Raw genomic sequence first — 18,313 nt, 5'->3', positions numbered from 1 at the left:
ACTTGATAATTTTTGTTACTTGTCATCCCCGCTATCATCATAGAAAATCTGCTCTTTATCCTCAATCTTCTTTGACAATTTCTTAGCCAGGAATCTGAATATTTTAGGAGCTTTTTTGCCGCCTCGGATAATTGCAAATATAATAAGTAAAACAAGCAAAACGCATGCAATAACTATAGCGATAATGACATACTTAATCAAAGATACCGCAAGCTTGGCTCTGGGAAATCTTACTTTAAGTGTGAACTCATTACCAGCGATATCATAGGTGCTGTAGTCACCTATCTCACCAGTCTTTTCTAGAAGTTCTTCGCCATCTGCTGTGACCAGATATACTTCATACTCACCAAGTTCTTCTACGACCTTGCTGTTTGGCCTATATCTGATCTGATGCTCCTTGGCGCCATCATCAGGAATTGTAACCTTAAGCGTGGTGTAGTTTTTGAGAGTATCTGCGTCATAATCCTTGATTGTTGTGAAATTCTTTACATCAAAAGAATTCTGTCTTTCAACTACAAGCTTATCGTCAGCCTTAAAGCTTCCATCCACAAGAAGCTCACTCTGAAAAACAGAGTCGTCACTAACTCCCACATTTGCTTCAGATATAGTTGTTCTAAATCTATGATATGTAGCAGTTATCACCTGATCAGTTCGAAGAGAATCAACAAAAGGCTTATCCCATGTGACATAAAAGCCTTCTTTAGGGTTGGTCTTTGGGTAATTTGCTTCATCAAGGCCATCGCCAAATTTCTTGCTTTCCTTCTTTATGACCTCTTTGCCCTCTTCCAGATCATCATCCTCAACTACATAAGTAACTGTAAGATTGGTGATGTCATATGGAATTCCATTGTCGTTGTAGGACACCGGTTCTGCCTTGAGCGAGTAGCTGATTCTGTCGATACCAGCCAGCTCGTCGCTGACAAAGAAATTGTTCCTTACTTCACCTTCATCACTGACATGACCAGCGATAGCACCATACCAGCTCTCTGTGTCCTCGATATCTACCAAGGATACGCAGTCACGAATATTGGTTCCGTCTCCAACAATTCCACCTACATAACTAGCACCGCTTAAGATTCCCTTGGACCTTGAATTTACAATGTATGACAAAGAGCTACCGCAGACGCCACCTACATACTCACCGGAATTGGATTTTAAATTACCATAGTTTGCACAGCCTATGATAGTTCCCATCTCCTGGAGTCCGCAGATGCCACCTATATAGCTCTTTTCACCCTCAGAAGTGCTATAATTCCTGTTATCTCTAAGAACACACTTGGAGATAAAAGAGGTGTTAAGCTTGGAATCATTAATTCCTGTGACATCGCTCTCTGCATCAAAGTCATACTCGATAGCCATGGTACCTGCTATACCAGAAGTATCAATATCTCCATAAACTGTGCCATAATTTATACACTTATCTACGGTTGCATCAGTACAGATAAGGGCTTCCTCAAGGGATACATCTTCAAAGGTGTTGGAATAATCCATCTCCAAGACGCCATCGATAGCGTCAGTATAAAGATTCATTATGACATTAAACTGGTCTGCTATGTCCTGCAGATCATCTACGATGACGCCTGTAGCGCTATTCATCTCATTATTAAGAAGCCCAAAATTATCGTTCATTCCCTGCATGTTATCTGCAAGAGAGGTTGTATGAGCCTTGTACTGCGCGCTGAACTGAGGAAAAGAGATAGCGCCACGTCCTGCAAGGTTTTTAACAATTCCACGTGCACTATCTCCTGCAGACTCAAGATTATCAGCTGCACTCTCAATAGCCCCCATAGCCTTTAAGGCATCTCCTCTTGCTGCATCTGCCATAAAAGGAAGGTAGTAGATAGTAAGGCTCCTTACCTGTTCTGTAGCGTCGTTAAGATCTCTTGTATAAGCAAGAGCACCTTCCTGATCATCCACAGGACTTCTATATTTTGCTTTGGCATAGGCATCTGCCTTAGGTTCTGCATCTGCAAGTGCAGCAGAATTAAGATCTTTATCATCTGTAGAATTATTATCTGGGAAAAGCCTGTCATCAGTACTATGTCTCCAGGTTCCTGTCACATTATAGGACTCAACAAGCTTCTCAGCAGTCGATACATCCGTTCCAAAAGGCATACTATATTGCAGGTCAGTAGTATCACCATAATCACCTCTATGCTGTTCCACATAGCGGTTATAGTATGCTGTTCCTGCATCTCTAGAAAGATTTGCATACTGACTTGCCAAGATTTCCAGAGTATCCTTGGCATCTTGATATTTCTTTTTATCAGGATCTGACATATACTGCTCAAGCCCTAGGTCATTTACAGTGTCCTTGAGACTTGATGCTGCATCGGATGCATTGCCTATTGCAGCATTGGTCTGATCCATAAGTCCATCATCCTTGGATGACTCTTCCATCACGTACTGGACTCTGGAAAAAGCTTCAGAAGTAGCACCAGATACTCCATTTGCAAAGTCTGTAGTCTCATTTGCTATAAATCTCACATCTTCAATAGCACTGGACGTAAACTGTTGAATTACGTTTAATCTGTTGGTAATGGTATTTGACTGTTTCTTGGTATCCTGAAGGGTTGTTGTAACTCTGTCATGGAGTTCACTTATAGCCACATTTAGCTGATAGGCCACATCAGTACTAAGATCCACAGTAACATAGGGCTCCGCCTGACCTACAATGCCACCCACATCTTTTCTTCCGTGAATAACTGCATTATTGGTGCATCTATAGACATAGCCAGACTGTCTTCCTGCAATTCCTCCGATGTTGTAGCCCACATGCTCGTATCCGACCAGTCCCTGATTGATGCAGTCAGATATTATACCGATAGAAAGTCCCGCAATTCCTCCAATATCAGAGGTTGTAATGTCAGCCCTTGCTTCTTCACTGCTACTTTCACCGTTTTTGATCATAGAAAGAACTTTGTTCAGCGTGTTCATGCTGTCAATAGTGATCTGAGTATCTACATTTGTGGTATTTACCGCGCTTTCATTGATGCATTTAGAGATATTGCCCATATTTTCGCCAGCTACACCACCAGCAAAGTGAACGCCTTTGATATATCCTGTAACTGAGCAGTTTGTTATATTACCAGTCAGCTCATTCATTCCGGCAATACCACCAACATAGTCATCGCCAGAAACTACGCCTTCAAATGTAAGGTTATTCAAAAGGCCATAGTTGTCTGCAACGATTCCGCCTACAATGATCTGGCTTCCTGCTGGAATTACCGTGCCCTTTACATTAAGGTCAGAGATGACGCCCGTAGATTGCACATTTGAGAAAAGAGCTACATAAGACATATCGCTCTTAATAGCCATATCGCTTATGCTATGACCTTGTCCATCAAACACTCCGCCAAAAGTTGGCACTCCATTAAAAGACACTCCAAGAAGTGAAATGTCTTCTGTTAAGATCACCTTTTTGTTAACTGACCAGGTATCAAGCTTACATTTTTCTGCAAAATCTAGGAATTCCTCGGTTGTTCCAATCTTTATTTCTTCTATTTCTTCGGGAATGAGAGCATTTAATTCTTCTCTTATGTCTTCATCGACATCTTTCTGTTCTTCTAGTGCTCCCGTTTGTGTTCCTGTTGATACACCTGAAGTCCTGGGCTTTTCGTCATTTTCCTCTGCGCATACTGATAATACCGACTCAGTAAAAAGAACTATTCCCAAAAGGAGCATACATAATCTCTTTTTCATATCAGATATCCTCCCCTTCTGTGTAGTAGAATTCACCGTTTTCAACATCCACTGTATCATCTTCCATGGACGTAATATCACCATTTTCTATATAGGCACTTACCTTTCCTTTAACGACGCCATGAACGATACCCGTTACATTACCTTCAATTCGACCTCTTACAAAGCCGTCAATTCGCATTGTTCCGGTCCTCTGCTTAATTTGAAGCGGCATATTCATGACAAAGGCTGTAAGTTCAATGACTTTATCGCCCACAAGCAATATCTGTGGCAAAACAAACATGGTGACAAAGATTGATATAATAGTTCCTCTTCCAAGACACTTTCCAATACCATAAATAGCGCAATCAGAGGTCATCTTACCAATGAGAGTGCCAGCAACAGCCAACATGGTACCTGAGGTTATGATCGTAGGAAACGAAAGATTCATAGTATCGATGATAGCATCTCTTTTACCCATAGTTCCTCTAAGCTCCGTATATCTGCCTGCTATAACGATGGCATAATCGATGTTAGCACCCATCTGGATTGAACTTACGATAAGGTATCCCAGGAAGAACAAGTTGTCATGCTGGATTGCAGGAATAGAAAAGTTGATCCAGATACAGCCCTGAATTACTGCGATCAGGAGTACTGGCATACCTGCCGATTTAAATGTAAAAAGAAGCACCACAAGAACCGCAAGTATTGAAATGACGCCAGTTACAGTGTTATCTCTGGCAAAGCACTTCTTAAGATCAAACTGGCTGACGGATTCGCCAACAACGTATATCTTGTCTGCATCATAGTACTTCTCTGTAATCTTGTGGAGCGTTCCGATAAAATTAAAGGTCTCAGGAGATTCCTGAGGAAGGTTTACGTAGACCAGGATTCTTGAATATTCCTCGCCTTGAAGCTGTTTCTTGGCAAAATTCATCATCCTGTTGGCGTCTTCTAGCTTCTTCATGAGATTGTCGTCCAGGGTGACATATCCCTCTTTTACCTCTTCATAAACGAACATGAACATATCGATAAGCGGAACCTTGTAGTTGGCAAGGCCATTGACAGCCTTGGCGTACTCCTCATCATTAACAGCATACGCTGCGTAGATCAGCTCAGCTACTTCATAGTCAATATTTAAAAGCTCCGAAAACTGCCTTGGAGATAGCTTCTCTGTAAGCGTATATCCGTTTATAGCCTCTGTATTTGCAAGTCCAGTTATGGATGTCACATTGCCATTAGACAAAATCTCATCAATAAGCCTCTTTTCCTTGTCATAATCCCCTGAAGGAAATACAAGCGCCATCATATTGTCAGACGCAAAGTTGTCATCCTGCAGATTCTGTGCCTCCTGTACTGCATTGGTAAGGGGCGGAGTAATCTGAGAGTAGCCGTACACGTATGGTGTGTTGGAAGAAATCCTGTTGGCTATGATTATCACTACAACAAACAGTGGTGCAATGATATATCTTGTCTTGTAGGCGAATTTTCCAACAAATGGAATCTGTGGAATAAAGTTTTTGTGCTTGGTCTTTTCCATAAGGTTTGCAAAGACCATGATAATTCCAGGCATCAAAAGAAATACTGACAAAAGGCTCAGTAAAATAGCCTTGATCAGAACTATTCCCATATCTGCGCCAATACCAAACTGCATGAAAAGCATGGCTACAAGGCCACCTATCGTAGTAAGGGAGCTTCCTGTAATCTCAGGAATTGATTTGGAAAGAGCTATAATACATGCTTCACGAGGATTAAGCGTTGCATGTTCTTCTTTGTATCTATTTAGGAAAATTACTGCATAATCAACGGAAAGCGCTAGCTGCAGCACGATCGTTACTGAATTAGAGACAAAAGATATTGTTCCAAGAAGGAAATTCGTGCCCATCTGAACAAGAGCAGCACTTCCAAATGTCAAAAGAAGCACCGGCACTTCAGCATAGGCCTGAGACGTAAGAATAAGTACCAGAACAACTACGATAACTACTATCACTGAGATAACATTCATTTCCTGATCAATAAGCTCAGACTGTGTATCACCAAGAGTTGTTGTCAGGTAATAATCATAGCTATCAAAATACTCTTTTACCTCATCTAAGAGAATTAGGCACTGATCATCTGTCTCGTCATAGTCAAAAGTGATGTTAAAAAGTGCAGAACCATTGGCGTAATGAGCATCTGTATCATCCATCTCTGCTGAAAATACGCCTTCCATCTTTTCTATATCCTTTTGTATGAGAAGAGCCTGATCATAGGAAATATTAGCAACCATGACCTTAGCAGAGCCATAAGTCGTAAACTGCTCCTCCATAAGTTCTAGTCCCTGATAGGTTTCTGAAGTTTTGGGAAGATACTTAGAAAGCTGGTTTTCTACTCCTACCCAGCCTCGTGCGATAACTGAAAATATGCAGACAATTGCATATATAAGGAAAAAAAGATTACGTTTATCTACAATAAATGTACAGATCTTGAGCATAAAACTATTGCCGGTCTTTTCATTACTACTCATCTTTGCCCCCTCGATAAAGATAATGTCATAATGAACGTCAGCAGGACGCTCAGCGGTATTATATTAACCAACACACCATATATTGTACACCTTTATTCATTTTGTAACAATATAAGCCAAAAATGAGCCCTAGGGACGGAGGTTAGGGCTCATTTTTTCTCAGACCAATTGCATTGCATCTGCAACTGAGGAAACACCGATAATTTCAATTCCTTTTATACTTTTTAGCTTGCCTGCCAGTGCCTTAGGAACAATGCATGTCTTAAAGCCCAGTTTCTTGGCTTCCATTACTCTAGCTTCTGCCATATTCACAGATCTTACTTCACCAGAAAGACCTACTTCGCCAAATGCGATCACATCATCGCTTATTGGTTTGTTCTTGAAACTTGAGATGATAGCAAGACAGATTCCTAGATCAAGTGATGGCTCTGCAACTTTCATACCACCAGCAAGATTTACATAGGCATCATAATCTGCCATCTGAAGTCCAAGTCTCTTTTCAAGAACTGCCATAAGGAGATTGACTCTGTTATAGTCTGTTCCATTTGCCTGTCTTCTTGGGAAACCAAAATTAGTCCTGCATACAAGAGCCTGAATCTCAATAAGGATCGGTCTTGTACCTTCTACAGAACAGGTAACGATAGAACCGCTGGCATTTTCCGGTCTTCCATCTAACATAAACTCAGACGGATTAGTAACTTCCACAAGACCTTTTTCCTGCATCTCAAAGACACCGATCTCATTTGTTGATCCGAAACGATTCTTGACTGCTCTTAAGATTCTGTAGGACGCATGTCTATCACCTTCAAAATAAAGAACTGTATCTACCATGTGTTCCAAGACTCTAGGACCTGCAACTTGTCCTTCTTTGGTAACGTGACCTACGATAAACACAGTAATATTCATGCTCTTAGCAATTCTAAGTAGCACAGAAGTTGATTCTCTTACCTGTGACACACTTCCAGGCGCAGATGATACTGCCTCATTGTACATAGTCTGAATCGAGTCAATAACTATGACTTCAGGCTTGGTTCTCTGAATAGCCTCTTCGATGTTTGCAAGATTTGTCTCGCACATGAACTTAAGAGAATCTGAAAAATTGCCTATTCTGTTAGCTCTAAGCTTGATCTGACGAAGGGATTCCTCACCAGAAATATAAAGAACTTCTTTTTGATCAGCTGACAGATTGCCTGCCACCTGCAAAAGAATTGTAGACTTACCTATTCCAGGATCTCCGCCAACAAGGATAAGTGAACCTCTTACAAGTCCTCCACCCAAAACCCTGTTAAGCTCCCCAATATGTGTATCAGCTCTTTCTTCGTCATTCATGACGATCTCAGAAAGTGACTGAGGCTTTGTATATTCTCCATTTGCAGAAGTATTGCTGATGCCAGCTCTTGAAGATTTTGACACTGGTTTTACTGTCTCTTCCACAAAGGTGTTCCATTCTTTACAGCCTGGACACTGTCCCATCCACTTTGAAGATTCATATCCGCAGCTCTGGCAATAGAAAACTGTCTTGATCTTTGTCGCCATTTTCCCTTCCCCCAACGTTACTCTAACATAAAAGGCATGCCATATTCACAGAGCGAGCGCTTTCTGTTAAATAAAGCATGCCTTTGATCATTGATCTGATATTTAATTATTTCTCGACTCTAACTTCGCAAAGGCCTTTCCCTGAAAGTTCAACGCTAAGATTGAGCTTGCCACCAACGTTTGTACTCATCTTTCCGATGCTTGTTCCATTTATAAAAACACTATATTCAGTATTCTCTAATAGACCAAGTGTGATCTGCGCGTCGTTTTCACCTTCTACACCGAAGCTTACGCCGTTTTCTGTTTCTTTGAAGTTTGTTACTGCAGTTCCTGGAACTGACTCGTAAACGAAATTCTCGTTACTCTCAAGCTTTGTGATGTCCTTAAAAGTCTTAACCTTGAGTACATCTCCATTATGTTCAAAGTTTTCGAGTTTCTTTTTTTCTGGAAGCTGGTAGTTACCAAAGCTGATGCTTCCATCCTTTTCAGCACGTAATAACTGCTCTACGACAGCCATATCTTTCCTCCTAAATATTAAAAGAGTTTTTTAGTTAATAACATTATAAGTCATGACACCTTAATGTAAAATTAAAATTTTGTGACTTTTTATTTATTCTTTGGTGTCTTTTTTGCTGGCTTTTTTCCCGTATTCACAGTCTTTTTTGCCTTTGTTTTAGCAGAAGGCTTTTTGGTAGTGACACTGCTTTTAGTCTTGGCAACTTTAGCTGGTTTTGTGGTCTTTACAGTAACTTTTTTAACGGAAGTCTTCTTGCCGTCTGCGGTTGTAAAGACAATCTTGTTGTCCTTGAGCCCTACAGTTACATCTGAACCGGGCTTGATATTGCCCTTTAAGAGTTCTTCAGCCATTGCATCCTCAATAGTCTGCTGAATAGCTCTCTTAAGCGGTCTTGCACCCATCTTGGCATCAGAATGCTTGGTCACAAGGTACTTCTTAACAGCTGGAGATATTGTAAGGTTAATATCCATCTGTGCCTTGCATCTCTTACTAAGATTCTGAGATAAAAGAGTCACAATATCCATCATCTCTTTTTCTGTAAGAGTATGGAATACCATTATCTCATCAATTCTGTTGATGAACTCCGGCTTAAAGAGTTTCTTTACCTCTTCCATAACGCCAGACTTCATATCTTCATAATCCTTCTTGGCATCACTGCCAGCGCCAAAACCGAGTTTCTTAGGATCTACGATCTTCTGAGCTCCAACGTTTGAAGTCATGATAAGGATCGTATTCTTGAAGCTGACCTTTCTGCCCTTAGAATCAGTGATGTGTCCATCGTCAAGGACCTGCAACAGCACATTAAAGATATCTGGATGCGCCTTCTCAATCTCATCAAAAAGAATTACTGAGTAAGGATGTCTTCTAACCTTCTCGCTGAGCTGGCCACCATCATCAAATCCAACATATCCTGGAGGTGATCCGATCATCTTTGAAACGGAATGGCCTTCCATGTACTCAGACATATCAACTCTTATAAGAGCATTCTCATCGCCAAACATTGCTTCTGCGAGAGCCTTTGAAAGCTCTGTCTTACCTACACCCGTAGGACCAAGGAACAGGAATGAACCGATAGGTCTGTTAGGATCCTGAAGTCCAACTCTTCCTCGTCTGATAGCCTTAGACACTGCCTTGACAGCATCTTCCTGTCCGATAACTCTCTTATGAAGCACTGATTCAAGCTTAAGGAGCTTCTCAGATTCTTTTTCTGCGATCTTCTTAACAGGGATCCTGGTCCACTCAGCCACAACCTCTGCAATATCATTCTCATTAACGATATATCCTGAAGAGAGTTCTTTTCTCTTCTCAGCACTCTTAACTCTGTTGAGCTTAGTAATAAGGCTTGTCTGCTCTTTGTTGAACTTGCCCGCAGCATCAAAATCTGAATTTCTAAGGGCTTCCTCAATCTTGGAATCAAGTTCCTTAATTGCGTCCTCAACTTCTTTTACCTTTGGTGAAACTCCCATAGTGCGGAGTCTTACTGCTGATGCAGCTTCATCAATAAGGTCGATTGCCTTGTCAGGAAGATTTCTATCATTGATATATCTTTCGGAAAGGTCTACAGCTGCCTTAATTGCCTCTGGAGTAATAGTAACCTTGTGATGTTCCTCATACTTGCTGACAATACCTTTGAGGATATCCATAGCTTCATCTTTGGTAGGTTCATCAACGTTAACAGGCTGGAAACGTCTCTCAAGAGCAGCGTCTTTTTCTACATATTTGCGGTATTCAGAGATGGTAGTTGCACCGATCATCTGAATCTCTCCTCGTGCAAGTGATGGCTTCAGGATATTGGAAGCATCAATAGCACCTTCTGCGCCGCCTGCACCGATAAGTGTATGCATCTCATCTACAAAGAGGATGATATTGCCATCTTCTGATACTTCCTTGATGACTTTTTTGATCCTCTCTTCAAATTCACCTCTGTATTTGGATCCAGCGATCATGCCTGAAAGATCCAAAGTTACAAGTCTCTTATTCTGAACTGTAAGTGGTACTTCACCAGCAGCAATACGCTGTGCAAGTCCCTCTACAACTGCTGTCTTACCAACACCAGGCTCACCAATAAGACATGGGTTATTCTTGGTCCTTCTACTAAGGATCTGGATAACTCTCTTGATCTCTCTTTCTCTTCCAACTACAGGATCGAGCTTATTTTCAAGAGCAAGAGCTGTCATGTCACGACTGTACTGCGCGAGAATAGAAGCCTTCTTGCCAGCCTTTGGTGCCATTTTTTTGCCAAGATCCTCTTTTACGATATTAGGGTCCTCACCCATTGCTGCAAGAGTCTCTGCATATATCTTCTGAGCAGGAACATTGAGTGTACTGATAAGTCTCACAGCAACATTCTCACCCTCTTTGATAAGAGCAAGCAAAATGTGCTCTGTTCCTGTCTTGTCAGCATGAAATCTCTCTGCCATTCTATGAGCTTCTTCTAATACCTTCTCAGCTCTTGGTGAAAATCCGTCTTTATCAAGAGTCTTAACATTACTCTCTGGAACGATGAGATCTCTGATCATGTCCATCATGCGGTTCTCATCAATTCCATTATCAATAAGGATTCTGGATGCCACGCTGCCATCTTCCAGAATAAGTCCCATCAAGATATGCTCTGTACCAATATAATTAAGTTTGAGACTTCTAGCTGTCTTCCTGGCAAGTTTAAGAGCATCCGCCGCCATTACAGTAAACTTAGAATCCATGTATTATCCTTCCTTTCTTACGAATTTCTTTCGTAATTGTCGTATAGCTTATCTACAAGTCCGTGAATATCTTGTCTGTCAAGGCCTTTACAGATAGCTCTTGCCAGTACAACTGCCAGTTCAGACTGAGCTTCAGATAAGGCTTTAAGTTTATTGATATCGATAGCTATAATGGCTCCGCGCCTTCTATCAATCTTAACAAAGCCATCCTGCTGCAAAATAGAATATGCCTTGTTAACAGTATGCATATTGATCCCTATGGTCTCAGCAAGCTGTCTGACACTTGGAAGTTGCTCACCTTCACGAAATTGAGACGTAGCAATGCCCAAGATGATCTGATTGCACAGCTGCATATAGATTGCTTCGTCACTATTAAAATCAATCTCTATGATCATAAACGCCTCCTATTTTCTGTGATATATTTAGTATAACAAATAATACAGTTTAGTCAAATAAGTGTGATTGTTCATATTCTGATTGTATGCTGTCTCTTGCGCTCGTCTTTTTATGCTACTCCCTATTGTCATATTTCACTTCCTGTCACCTCAAAAAGCATGTCAAAGCCTCTATATTTTCAAATATACATGCCATTTATTTGCATTTTCTACTTTATCAGCATGCCTTTTTCAAGTAAATTTGAAAAGAAACATGCCGCAAAACTACAGATTCACAAATATTAGCATGCCTTTTCTTCACTTTTCGTCCAAAGGCATGCTAGCACCAGCAGTCACACATCCTTTACACTCCACCTTTAGTCTAATCACATATATTTGCAAGACTTCAGCTAATCTTCTCCACTTCTTTCTCTTTCTCACCCACTTTTTCTTTAGCCTAATCTTCAATACTTCCTGGCCTTCGGCTAATCTTCTCCACTTCCTTCTCTTTCCCACCCACTTTTTCTTTAGCCTGATCCTCAATACTTCCAGGCCTTCGGCTAATCTTCTCCACTTCCTTCTCTTTCCCACCCACTTTTTCTTTAGCCTGATCCTCAATACTTCCAGGCCTTCGGCTAATCTTCTCCACTTCCTTCTCTTTCCCACCCACTTTTTCTTTAGCCTGATCCTCAATATTTCCGGGCCTTCGGCTAACTTCCTCTGTTTTCTTCGCCCCATCCTCCGTGGCGGCGTAGACGCTCAATCATCCTTGCTCTGCTTAACTACCCTTTATCAGAAAGAAAAGTCTTGTCAACCCTGTAGCCGCTTAGCGGTGCGCATTTGCGCAGGGTTTACAAGACTTTTCGACTGATAAAGTAGTTGCCGCAGAGCAAGGACAACAGCTGATTACTTGAACAACTACCAGTTTTCTCTATATTCCTCACTCGATCACTTTAAATATAAGATTGTACTTTTCTCCATATTCCTTACAATAAGCTTCCGCCGTAGAACCCAAATATCCATGCACTCTGATAGAAGCCTTATCCCTTCTATCTGTGATGGCAGGCCATTCGATAAAGGTATTCTCCGTGGAAATAGATGTCCTTAATATTTGGACAATCCATAAAATTCCAATAGGTTAGTCTCTTGCAGGTTTCAGGAATGTGTACCTCACTGCACTTGTTACCACGTATGGCATCAAGATCTATATCCTCTACAGCGCCAAGGGAAAGTTCTTCAAGCTTTGAATGTGTCAGAGCCCAGGCATTTAGGTACTTAACTGACTGTGGCAAGATAACCTTTCTAAAGTTTCTTTGCCTATTACTGTGATAGCAGGAACTCTCTGCAATTCCCACTGTCCCCTCTCTTACTACAAGTTCAGGCCTGCAATTATCTTTAATATCTATAAGCCAGTCAGAGACATACAAACAATCATCTTCAGAATCAACAAATCTCTTTTCTATCTCTGTTCCAAGGAATGCCCTTAGGCCTACCTTTATTACAGATGCTGGTATAGTAGCCTCCGCCAGCTTTTTACAATCCTTGAAAAGACATCTTGGAACCACCTTTAATCCCTCATGTAGCTCCACCTTTTCAAGCTGAGGACAATTTTCAAATGCACTTTCGCCAATTTCATCAACTGTTCCTGCAAAAGTAACCTCTTTTAGCAGTAAGCAACCACAAAAAGCTTTGAATCCTATATGCTTGCAGTCTTCAGGAATCCTAACTGATTCAATAGTCTTATTATTCTCAAAAGCACGATCACTTATGGAAGTCACATTACTTGGAATAACAAGGTTCTTATTAACGCTATCTGTAGCCTTAAACAGAGTATTACCGATATAGCAGATTCCGCTTTCAAAGGATATAAATGGACAATTATAGAAAGCGTTACTAGCTATATCAAGATGACTTCCAAACTGGACATCCTTTAGATAATAGCACTCACTAAATGCACCAGATGCTACTGATGTAACTGACTCTGGAATAACGAGTTTTTCTATAGACAGGCTCTGAAATGAATCCCTATAGATATGATTCATCTTGTATCCACCAACACTTTCAGGAATTACCAGTTCATCTCTGATCACCGCATCCTGCGCCGCTGGAGCCAATCCATCAACCCAATATGAACCTCTGACCTCCAGAGCATTTTTGGCATCATTCCAGATAAGACCACGGGCTTCATAAGCAATTTGTGGAGGCATTCCTCCGCGATCTATATCCATGCTGGCATTATATGATCTATATTCAAGCTCTACTTTTCTTGCATCTTCTCTTGTAAGAGGTGAATTCTTCCCATTTTTTTCAATATATGCAAACCAGCCATCAGCATAGATCATATCCCCATAAAAACTAACTTTGTTCAATATATCACTCTCCTAATACCTCAGGACATTCTTTTTCTTTCATTATGCTACAAAGCCCACCAGAATACTCTGGTGGGCTCTAAATACTATCAAACTATCTAATTATCAAATTACTTGTCATCATCAAGATCAAGGAACTCGAACTCAAAATCATCGTCATCACCGATGAAATTCTTGGCACGACGGCGTGGAGCTTCTTCTGGCTCTTCTGCTCTTGATGGTCTTCTGGATGGACGCTCATCTGCATAAGCATCTTCTACTGGTCTTCTAGAAGGTCTTGAAGGTCTATCCTCAGGATTTCTTCTTGATGGACGAGCCTCTGGCTCTTCTTCCTCAGCAGGTCTTCTGGATGGTCTTGAAGGTCTTACTGTTCTCTCATCATCAGCAACTGCTCTTCTGGATGGTCTGTCATCCTCTGAAGGTCTTCTTGATGGACGCTCAGGTCTATCCTCTGAAGGTCTTCTGGATGGTCTGCGCTCTGACGCTTCCTCATCCTCTTCTGGACGAACTCTTCTTCTAGGACGATCTTCCTCTTCTTCAGAATCCCTTGATCTTCTTCTGTTATCTGAATAACGATCGAACTCTTCTTCATCGTCATCATCTTCATAATAAAGTGAATCTCTAAGTTTAAGAGCAAGGATCACAAGTCCTGCAAGTAAAATAGCTATTACGATCGCAAGAATAATGATAACTGTCTTGTAGTTGTTTGCCTTCTTGTTAAGTGAAGGAACCTGCTCTGCAACCTGTACAAGCTGCTGAACCTGTACTCTCTGTTCTTTTTCGTAGTCATAGAGATACCAGGTATCGTTCTCATAAGCAAGTGCATACTTGCCATCGCCCTGCTGCTGAACTGTTTCCTGCTGAGTCTCTTCTGCAGGCTCTGTAGCTTCAGGAGTTTCTCCTTCGCCCTCTCCTTCGCCTTCAACAACTTCAGCATTTTCTCCCTCTGCAGGAGCTTCTTCTGTCTGTACTTCAACTGCTGCCTCAGAGATATTAACAAGATCACTTCTGACAAAGCCTGTCTTGCCATTGCTCATAGTGACCTGATACCACTTCTTGCTGTCTGTTCCTGTAGCTTCACCAGTAATTGTTACTGAATCACCCTTTGTGAGCTTACCAACTGAATCATAAGCCTTGCCAGCCCCCGAACGAACATTACAGTTATCAATTGCTGTTGCGTTCTTCTGATCAACTGCTGTTACAGAAGTCTCAGGAAGAGTTGCTGTTGAAGCATTAGAATCTGTTGATGATGATGTTGTTGTTGTAGTTGTGCTACTAGAATTAGTTCCTGTAGAACTTGAACTGCTAGAAGAACCTGACTTAGTTAAAAGATCACTTCTAACATAACCATATTCACTCTTATTAACACGGATCTTGTACCACACATAGCCTGAAGCATCTGTTGTCTCGTCAACAATGTCAACCTTGTCTCCGTTCTTTAAACTAGAAACCTGTGTAGCTGTTGTGCTGGCTGATTCTCTAACCTTTACATTGTCAGTATTGACTGTACCTGTAGTCTCTGTATAGGCGTATGATGTAAAGCCTACTCCTACAAAAACTGTCATACTAACCATCAAGGAAAGAAGTATAGCCCCAATTCTAACTCCCAGTGTTTTTCTCATTTTACCTCCTTCGCGTCATCGATAGCCTTTCCAATATCATGACGCATGTACTTATTGTCAAAGCTAACCCACTCTGTTGCTTCGTAGGCTTTAGCTCTGGCCTCCTCAAGAGTATCTCCCTTGGCAGTAATTCCTAATACTCTACCACCGTTTGTAACTATTCCCTCAGAGGTCTTTTTGGTTCCTGCATGGAAACAATAGTATCCATCTTTGCCGTTAAATTTATCTAAACCGGAAATAAGCTTGCCCTTTTCGTAGCTAACAGGATACCCCTCACTGGCAAGAACAACACAAACTGCTGCCTTATCCTCAAACTCCAAGTCTGTCTCTGCAAGCTTTCCGTCGATGCAGGCATTCATCACATCAATTATATCAGTTTTGAGTCTAGGAAGCACCACCTGAGCTTCTGGATCACCAAATCTGGCATTGTACTCAAGTACCTTTGGTCCCTCTGGTGTAAGCATGAGTCCGAAAAAGATAACGCCCTTGAACTCTCTGCCTTCAGCCGCCATAGCCTCTACAGTCTTTCCATAAATATGTTCACGGCAGAACTTGTCTACCTCTTCTGTATAGAATGGACTAGGTGAGAAATTACCCATTCCACCTGTGTTAAGACCTGTGTCTCCGTCTCCTGCTCTCTTGTGATCCTGAGCAGATGACATAAGCTTATAAGTCTTACCATCAACAAAGGACAATACTGAAACCTCTCGGCCAGTCATGAATTCTTCGATTACCATGTGATTTCCGGCATCTCCAAATTTCTTGTCCTGCATGATCTCTTTTACTCCTGCCTTGGCCTCATCAAGATCCTGGCAGATCAAAACGCCCTTACCAAGCGCAAGTCCATCGGCCTTTAAAACGATAGGGAACTTGGCTGTTTCAAGATAAGAAAGTGCGTCATCAGCATTATCAAAAGTTTCATAGGCAGCTGTTGGAATTCCATATTTCTTCATAAGGTCCTTTGAAAAAGCCTTACTTCCTTCAAGAATTGCTGCGTTCTTACGAGGTCCAAATACTCTAAGTCCCTCTTTTTCAAAAGCATCAACGATACCTCCAACCAGAGGATCATCCATTCCGATAATTGTAAGATCGATCTCTTTTTCCTTGGCAAATGCCACTAGCTTATCGAACTCCATAGGTGTTATAGGAACACACTCACAAAGTTCTGCGATTCCACCATTTCCTGGTGCACAATAGATCTTATCAACCTGAGAGCTTCTTGATACAGCTTCTGCTATGGCGTGCTCACGGCCGCCTCCTCCAACGATCAAAACCTTCATCAAACTTTTCTCCTCTAATATCAGAATAATCCAAGTGATTCGTAATCTTTTATAACTACCTTGTGGTCAACGACCTCTACCTTACCATTGGCAATAAGGTCAATAGCTTTTGGCATGATCTTCCACTCGGCTTCCTCCATGATACGGCGCTGTAATACTTCTGGAGTATCATCCTGTCTCACATAGACAGCCTTCTGAAGTATGATAGGACCTGTATCTGTTCCTTCATCAACAAAATGAACTGTAGCTCCTGATACCCTTGCTCCCCTTTCAAGAACCTTCTCATGAACCTTAAGTCCATAGAATCCAGTTCCGCAAAATGATGGTATCAAAGATGGGTGAATATTTATTATCCTGTTATGGAAAGCCTTAACAACTGCTTCCGGAATCACTACAAGGCATCCGGCGAGCACGATGAGATCAGGCGCAGCGTCAGTAAGGATCTTCAAAAGAGCTTCGTTAAAATCTTCTCTTTTTTCAAATTCTTTGGGACTCTTAACGGCATAAGGAATGCCTGCCTTCTTGGCTCTCTCTATAGCATAAGCGTTAGGATTGTTACTATATACCAGGCAGATCTCAGTATTGGTGATCTGTCCACCTGCAATTCCATCAATAATTGCCTGGAGGTTTGTTCCGCCTCCAGACACCATAACTGCAATCTTCATCAGATAAGCTCAACTTTCTTTTCACCAGACTTTGTCTCACCTACAATAAAGGCTTTGTCTCCAGCTGCCTCGATTGCCTTAAGAGCTGCATCAACCTGTGAAGGGTCAACAGCAAGAACCATACCAAGTCCCATGTTGAATGTGTTGTACATCATCTGTTCCTCAATCTGGCCTTTCTTTTGCATGAGCTTAAAGATAGGTGGGATGTCATAGCTGTCTTTCTTGACTACTGCTGTGATTCCCTCAGGAAGCATTCTAGGAATATTCTCATAGAAGCCTCCTCCTGTAATGTGGCTGCAGCCCTTAACTGTTACGCCTGCGTCTCTAAGGGATTTCATCATATTGCAATATATTCTGGTAGGAGTTAATAAAGTCTCGCCAAGAGTAGCACCAAGTTCATCAACATAAGTGTTGAGATTTTCAGCTGTCATATCAAATACTTTTCTTACAAGTGAAAAACCATTGCTGTGAACACCGCTTGATGCAACACCAATAAGTGTATCACCAGCCTTGATCGTGCTTCCATCGATCATGTTCTTGCGATCAACGACGCCAACTGCAAAACCAGCTACATCGTACTCATCTTCTGGCATAAGATCAGGATGCTCTGCTGTCTCACCACCGATGAGAGCTGCACCCGACTGTTTGCAGCCTTCAGCTACACCCTTGACGATTGCTGCGATCTTCTCAGGAATGTTCTTGCCACATGCGATGTAATCCAGGAAAAAGAGCATATCGCCACCAGCACATGCAACGTCATTAACACACATAGCAACTGCATCTATACCAATTGTGTCATGCTTGTCCATAAGGAATGCAAGTTTGATCTTGGTTCCTACACCATCTGTTCCAGACAAAAGAACAGGATCTTCCATTTCTTTGATCTTACTAAGAGAAAAAGCTCCGGAGAATCCTCCAAGACCACCTAAAACCTCAGGTCTCATTGTCTCCTTAACATAAGCCTTCATAAGTTCTACAGACTTGTAACCAGCCTCGATGTCAACGCCAGCCTTCTTGTAATCCAGTGCCATAATAAACTCCTCATTTCTTATATTTTCACT

General features: G+C 41.6%; 12 protein-coding genes. All 12 read right to left on the bottom strand.

Going from position 1 to position 18,313, the window contains the following annotated elements; all coding sequences use genetic code 11:
* Nucleotides 1-15: 15 nt before the first annotated feature.
* Nucleotides 16-3,702, bottom strand: coding sequence for a hypothetical protein (locus bhn_RS04275; RefSeq protein WP_071175524.1), 3,687 nt, complete (start codon nucleotides 3,700-3,702; stop codon nucleotides 16-18).
* Between the two features lies 1 nt (nucleotide 3,703).
* Nucleotides 3,704-6,187, bottom strand: coding sequence for an MMPL family transporter (locus bhn_RS04270; protein ID WP_071175523.1), 2,484 nt, complete (start codon nucleotides 6,185-6,187; stop codon nucleotides 3,704-3,706).
* Between the two features lie 159 nt (nucleotides 6,188-6,346).
* Nucleotides 6,347-7,723: a DNA repair protein RadA gene (gene radA, locus bhn_RS04265; protein WP_071175522.1), complete on the bottom strand. Its 1,377-nt coding sequence runs from the start codon at nucleotides 7,721-7,723 to the stop codon at nucleotides 6,347-6,349.
* Nucleotides 7,724-7,829: 106 nt separating this feature from the next.
* On the bottom strand, nucleotides 7,830-8,240 hold the full coding sequence (locus tag bhn_RS04260; RefSeq protein WP_071175521.1) for an endosialidase: 411 nt from the start codon (nucleotides 8,238-8,240) through the stop codon (nucleotides 7,830-7,832).
* A gap of 89 nt (nucleotides 8,241-8,329) precedes the next feature.
* Entirely contained in the window at nucleotides 8,330-10,942 is a 2,613-nt protein-coding gene (locus bhn_RS04255) for an ATP-dependent Clp protease ATP-binding subunit (RefSeq protein ID WP_071175520.1), read from the bottom strand.
* Between the two features lie 17 nt (nucleotides 10,943-10,959).
* The gene (locus tag bhn_RS04250; protein WP_071175519.1) at nucleotides 10,960-11,337 is read right to left on the bottom strand and encodes a GntR family transcriptional regulator; all 378 of its coding nucleotides are present in this window, start codon (nucleotides 11,335-11,337) and stop codon (nucleotides 10,960-10,962) included.
* Nucleotides 11,338-11,634: 297 nt separating this feature from the next.
* Nucleotides 11,635-12,054: a hypothetical protein gene (locus bhn_RS04245; protein ID WP_148661913.1), complete on the bottom strand. Its 420-nt coding sequence runs from the start codon at nucleotides 12,052-12,054 to the stop codon at nucleotides 11,635-11,637.
* Nucleotides 12,055-12,365: 311 nt separating this feature from the next.
* Nucleotides 12,366-13,685 (bottom strand): leucine-rich repeat domain-containing protein, encoded by a 1,320-nt coding sequence (locus bhn_RS04240; protein WP_071175517.1) that lies wholly within the window; start codon nucleotides 13,683-13,685, stop codon nucleotides 12,366-12,368.
* A 110-nt stretch (nucleotides 13,686-13,795) separates the two neighbouring features.
* Complete coding sequence (locus bhn_RS04235; RefSeq protein ID WP_071175516.1) at nucleotides 13,796-15,307, bottom strand: SH3 domain-containing protein; 1,512 nt, start codon at nucleotides 15,305-15,307, stop codon at nucleotides 13,796-13,798.
* The gene (purD, locus tag bhn_RS04230) at nucleotides 15,304-16,587 is read right to left on the bottom strand and encodes a phosphoribosylamine--glycine ligase (protein ID WP_071175515.1); all 1,284 of its coding nucleotides are present in this window, start codon (nucleotides 16,585-16,587) and stop codon (nucleotides 15,304-15,306) included. Before purD ends, bhn_RS04235 begins: the two co-directional genes overlap by 4 nt.
* Nucleotides 16,588-16,607: 20 nt before the next feature.
* Complete coding sequence (purN, locus tag bhn_RS04225; RefSeq protein ID WP_071175514.1) at nucleotides 16,608-17,255, bottom strand: phosphoribosylglycinamide formyltransferase; 648 nt, start codon at nucleotides 17,253-17,255, stop codon at nucleotides 16,608-16,610.
* Complete coding sequence (gene purM / locus bhn_RS04220; protein WP_071177429.1) at nucleotides 17,252-18,277, bottom strand: phosphoribosylformylglycinamidine cyclo-ligase; 1,026 nt, start codon at nucleotides 18,275-18,277, stop codon at nucleotides 17,252-17,254. The genes purN and purM overlap by 4 nt, the downstream gene beginning before the upstream one ends.
* Between the last annotated feature and the right edge of the window lie 36 nt (nucleotides 18,278-18,313).

Source organism: Butyrivibrio hungatei, from assembly GCF_001858005.1.
GTDB lineage: Bacteria > Bacillota > Clostridia > Lachnospirales > Lachnospiraceae > Butyrivibrio > Butyrivibrio hungatei.
This window is presented reverse-complemented; position numbering and strand designations above follow the sequence as displayed.

What these genes read in the sequence shown, in the direction of transcription:
- bhn_RS04260 (WP_071175521.1), bottom strand. Translation starts at nt 8,240, where the DNA reads ATGGCTGTCGTAGAGCAGTTATTACGTGCTGAAAAGGATGGAAGCATC.
- bhn_RS04235 (WP_071175516.1), bottom strand. Translation starts at nt 15,307, where the DNA reads ATGAGAAAAACACTGGGAGTTAGAATTGGGGCTATACTTCTTTCCTTG.
- bhn_RS04245 (WP_148661913.1), bottom strand. Translation starts at nt 12,054, where the DNA reads ATGGGGCGAAGAAAACAGAGGAAGTTAGCCGAAGGCCCGGAAATATTG.
- purD (WP_071175515.1), bottom strand. Translation starts at nt 16,587, where the DNA reads ATGAAGGTTTTGATCGTTGGAGGAGGCGGCCGTGAGCACGCCATAGCA.
- bhn_RS04250 (WP_071175519.1), bottom strand. Translation starts at nt 11,337, where the DNA reads ATGATCATAGAGATTGATTTTAATAGTGACGAAGCAATCTATATGCAG.
- bhn_RS04255 (WP_071175520.1), bottom strand. Translation starts at nt 10,942, where the DNA reads ATGGATTCTAAGTTTACTGTAATGGCGGCGGATGCTCTTAAACTTGCC.
- bhn_RS04270 (WP_071175523.1), bottom strand. Translation starts at nt 6,187, where the DNA reads ATGAGTAGTAATGAAAAGACCGGCAATAGTTTTATGCTCAAGATCTGT.
- bhn_RS04275 (WP_071175524.1), bottom strand. Translation starts at nt 3,702, where the DNA reads ATGAAAAAGAGATTATGTATGCTCCTTTTGGGAATAGTTCTTTTTACT.
- radA (WP_071175522.1), bottom strand. Translation starts at nt 7,723, where the DNA reads ATGGCGACAAAGATCAAGACAGTTTTCTATTGCCAGAGCTGCGGATAT.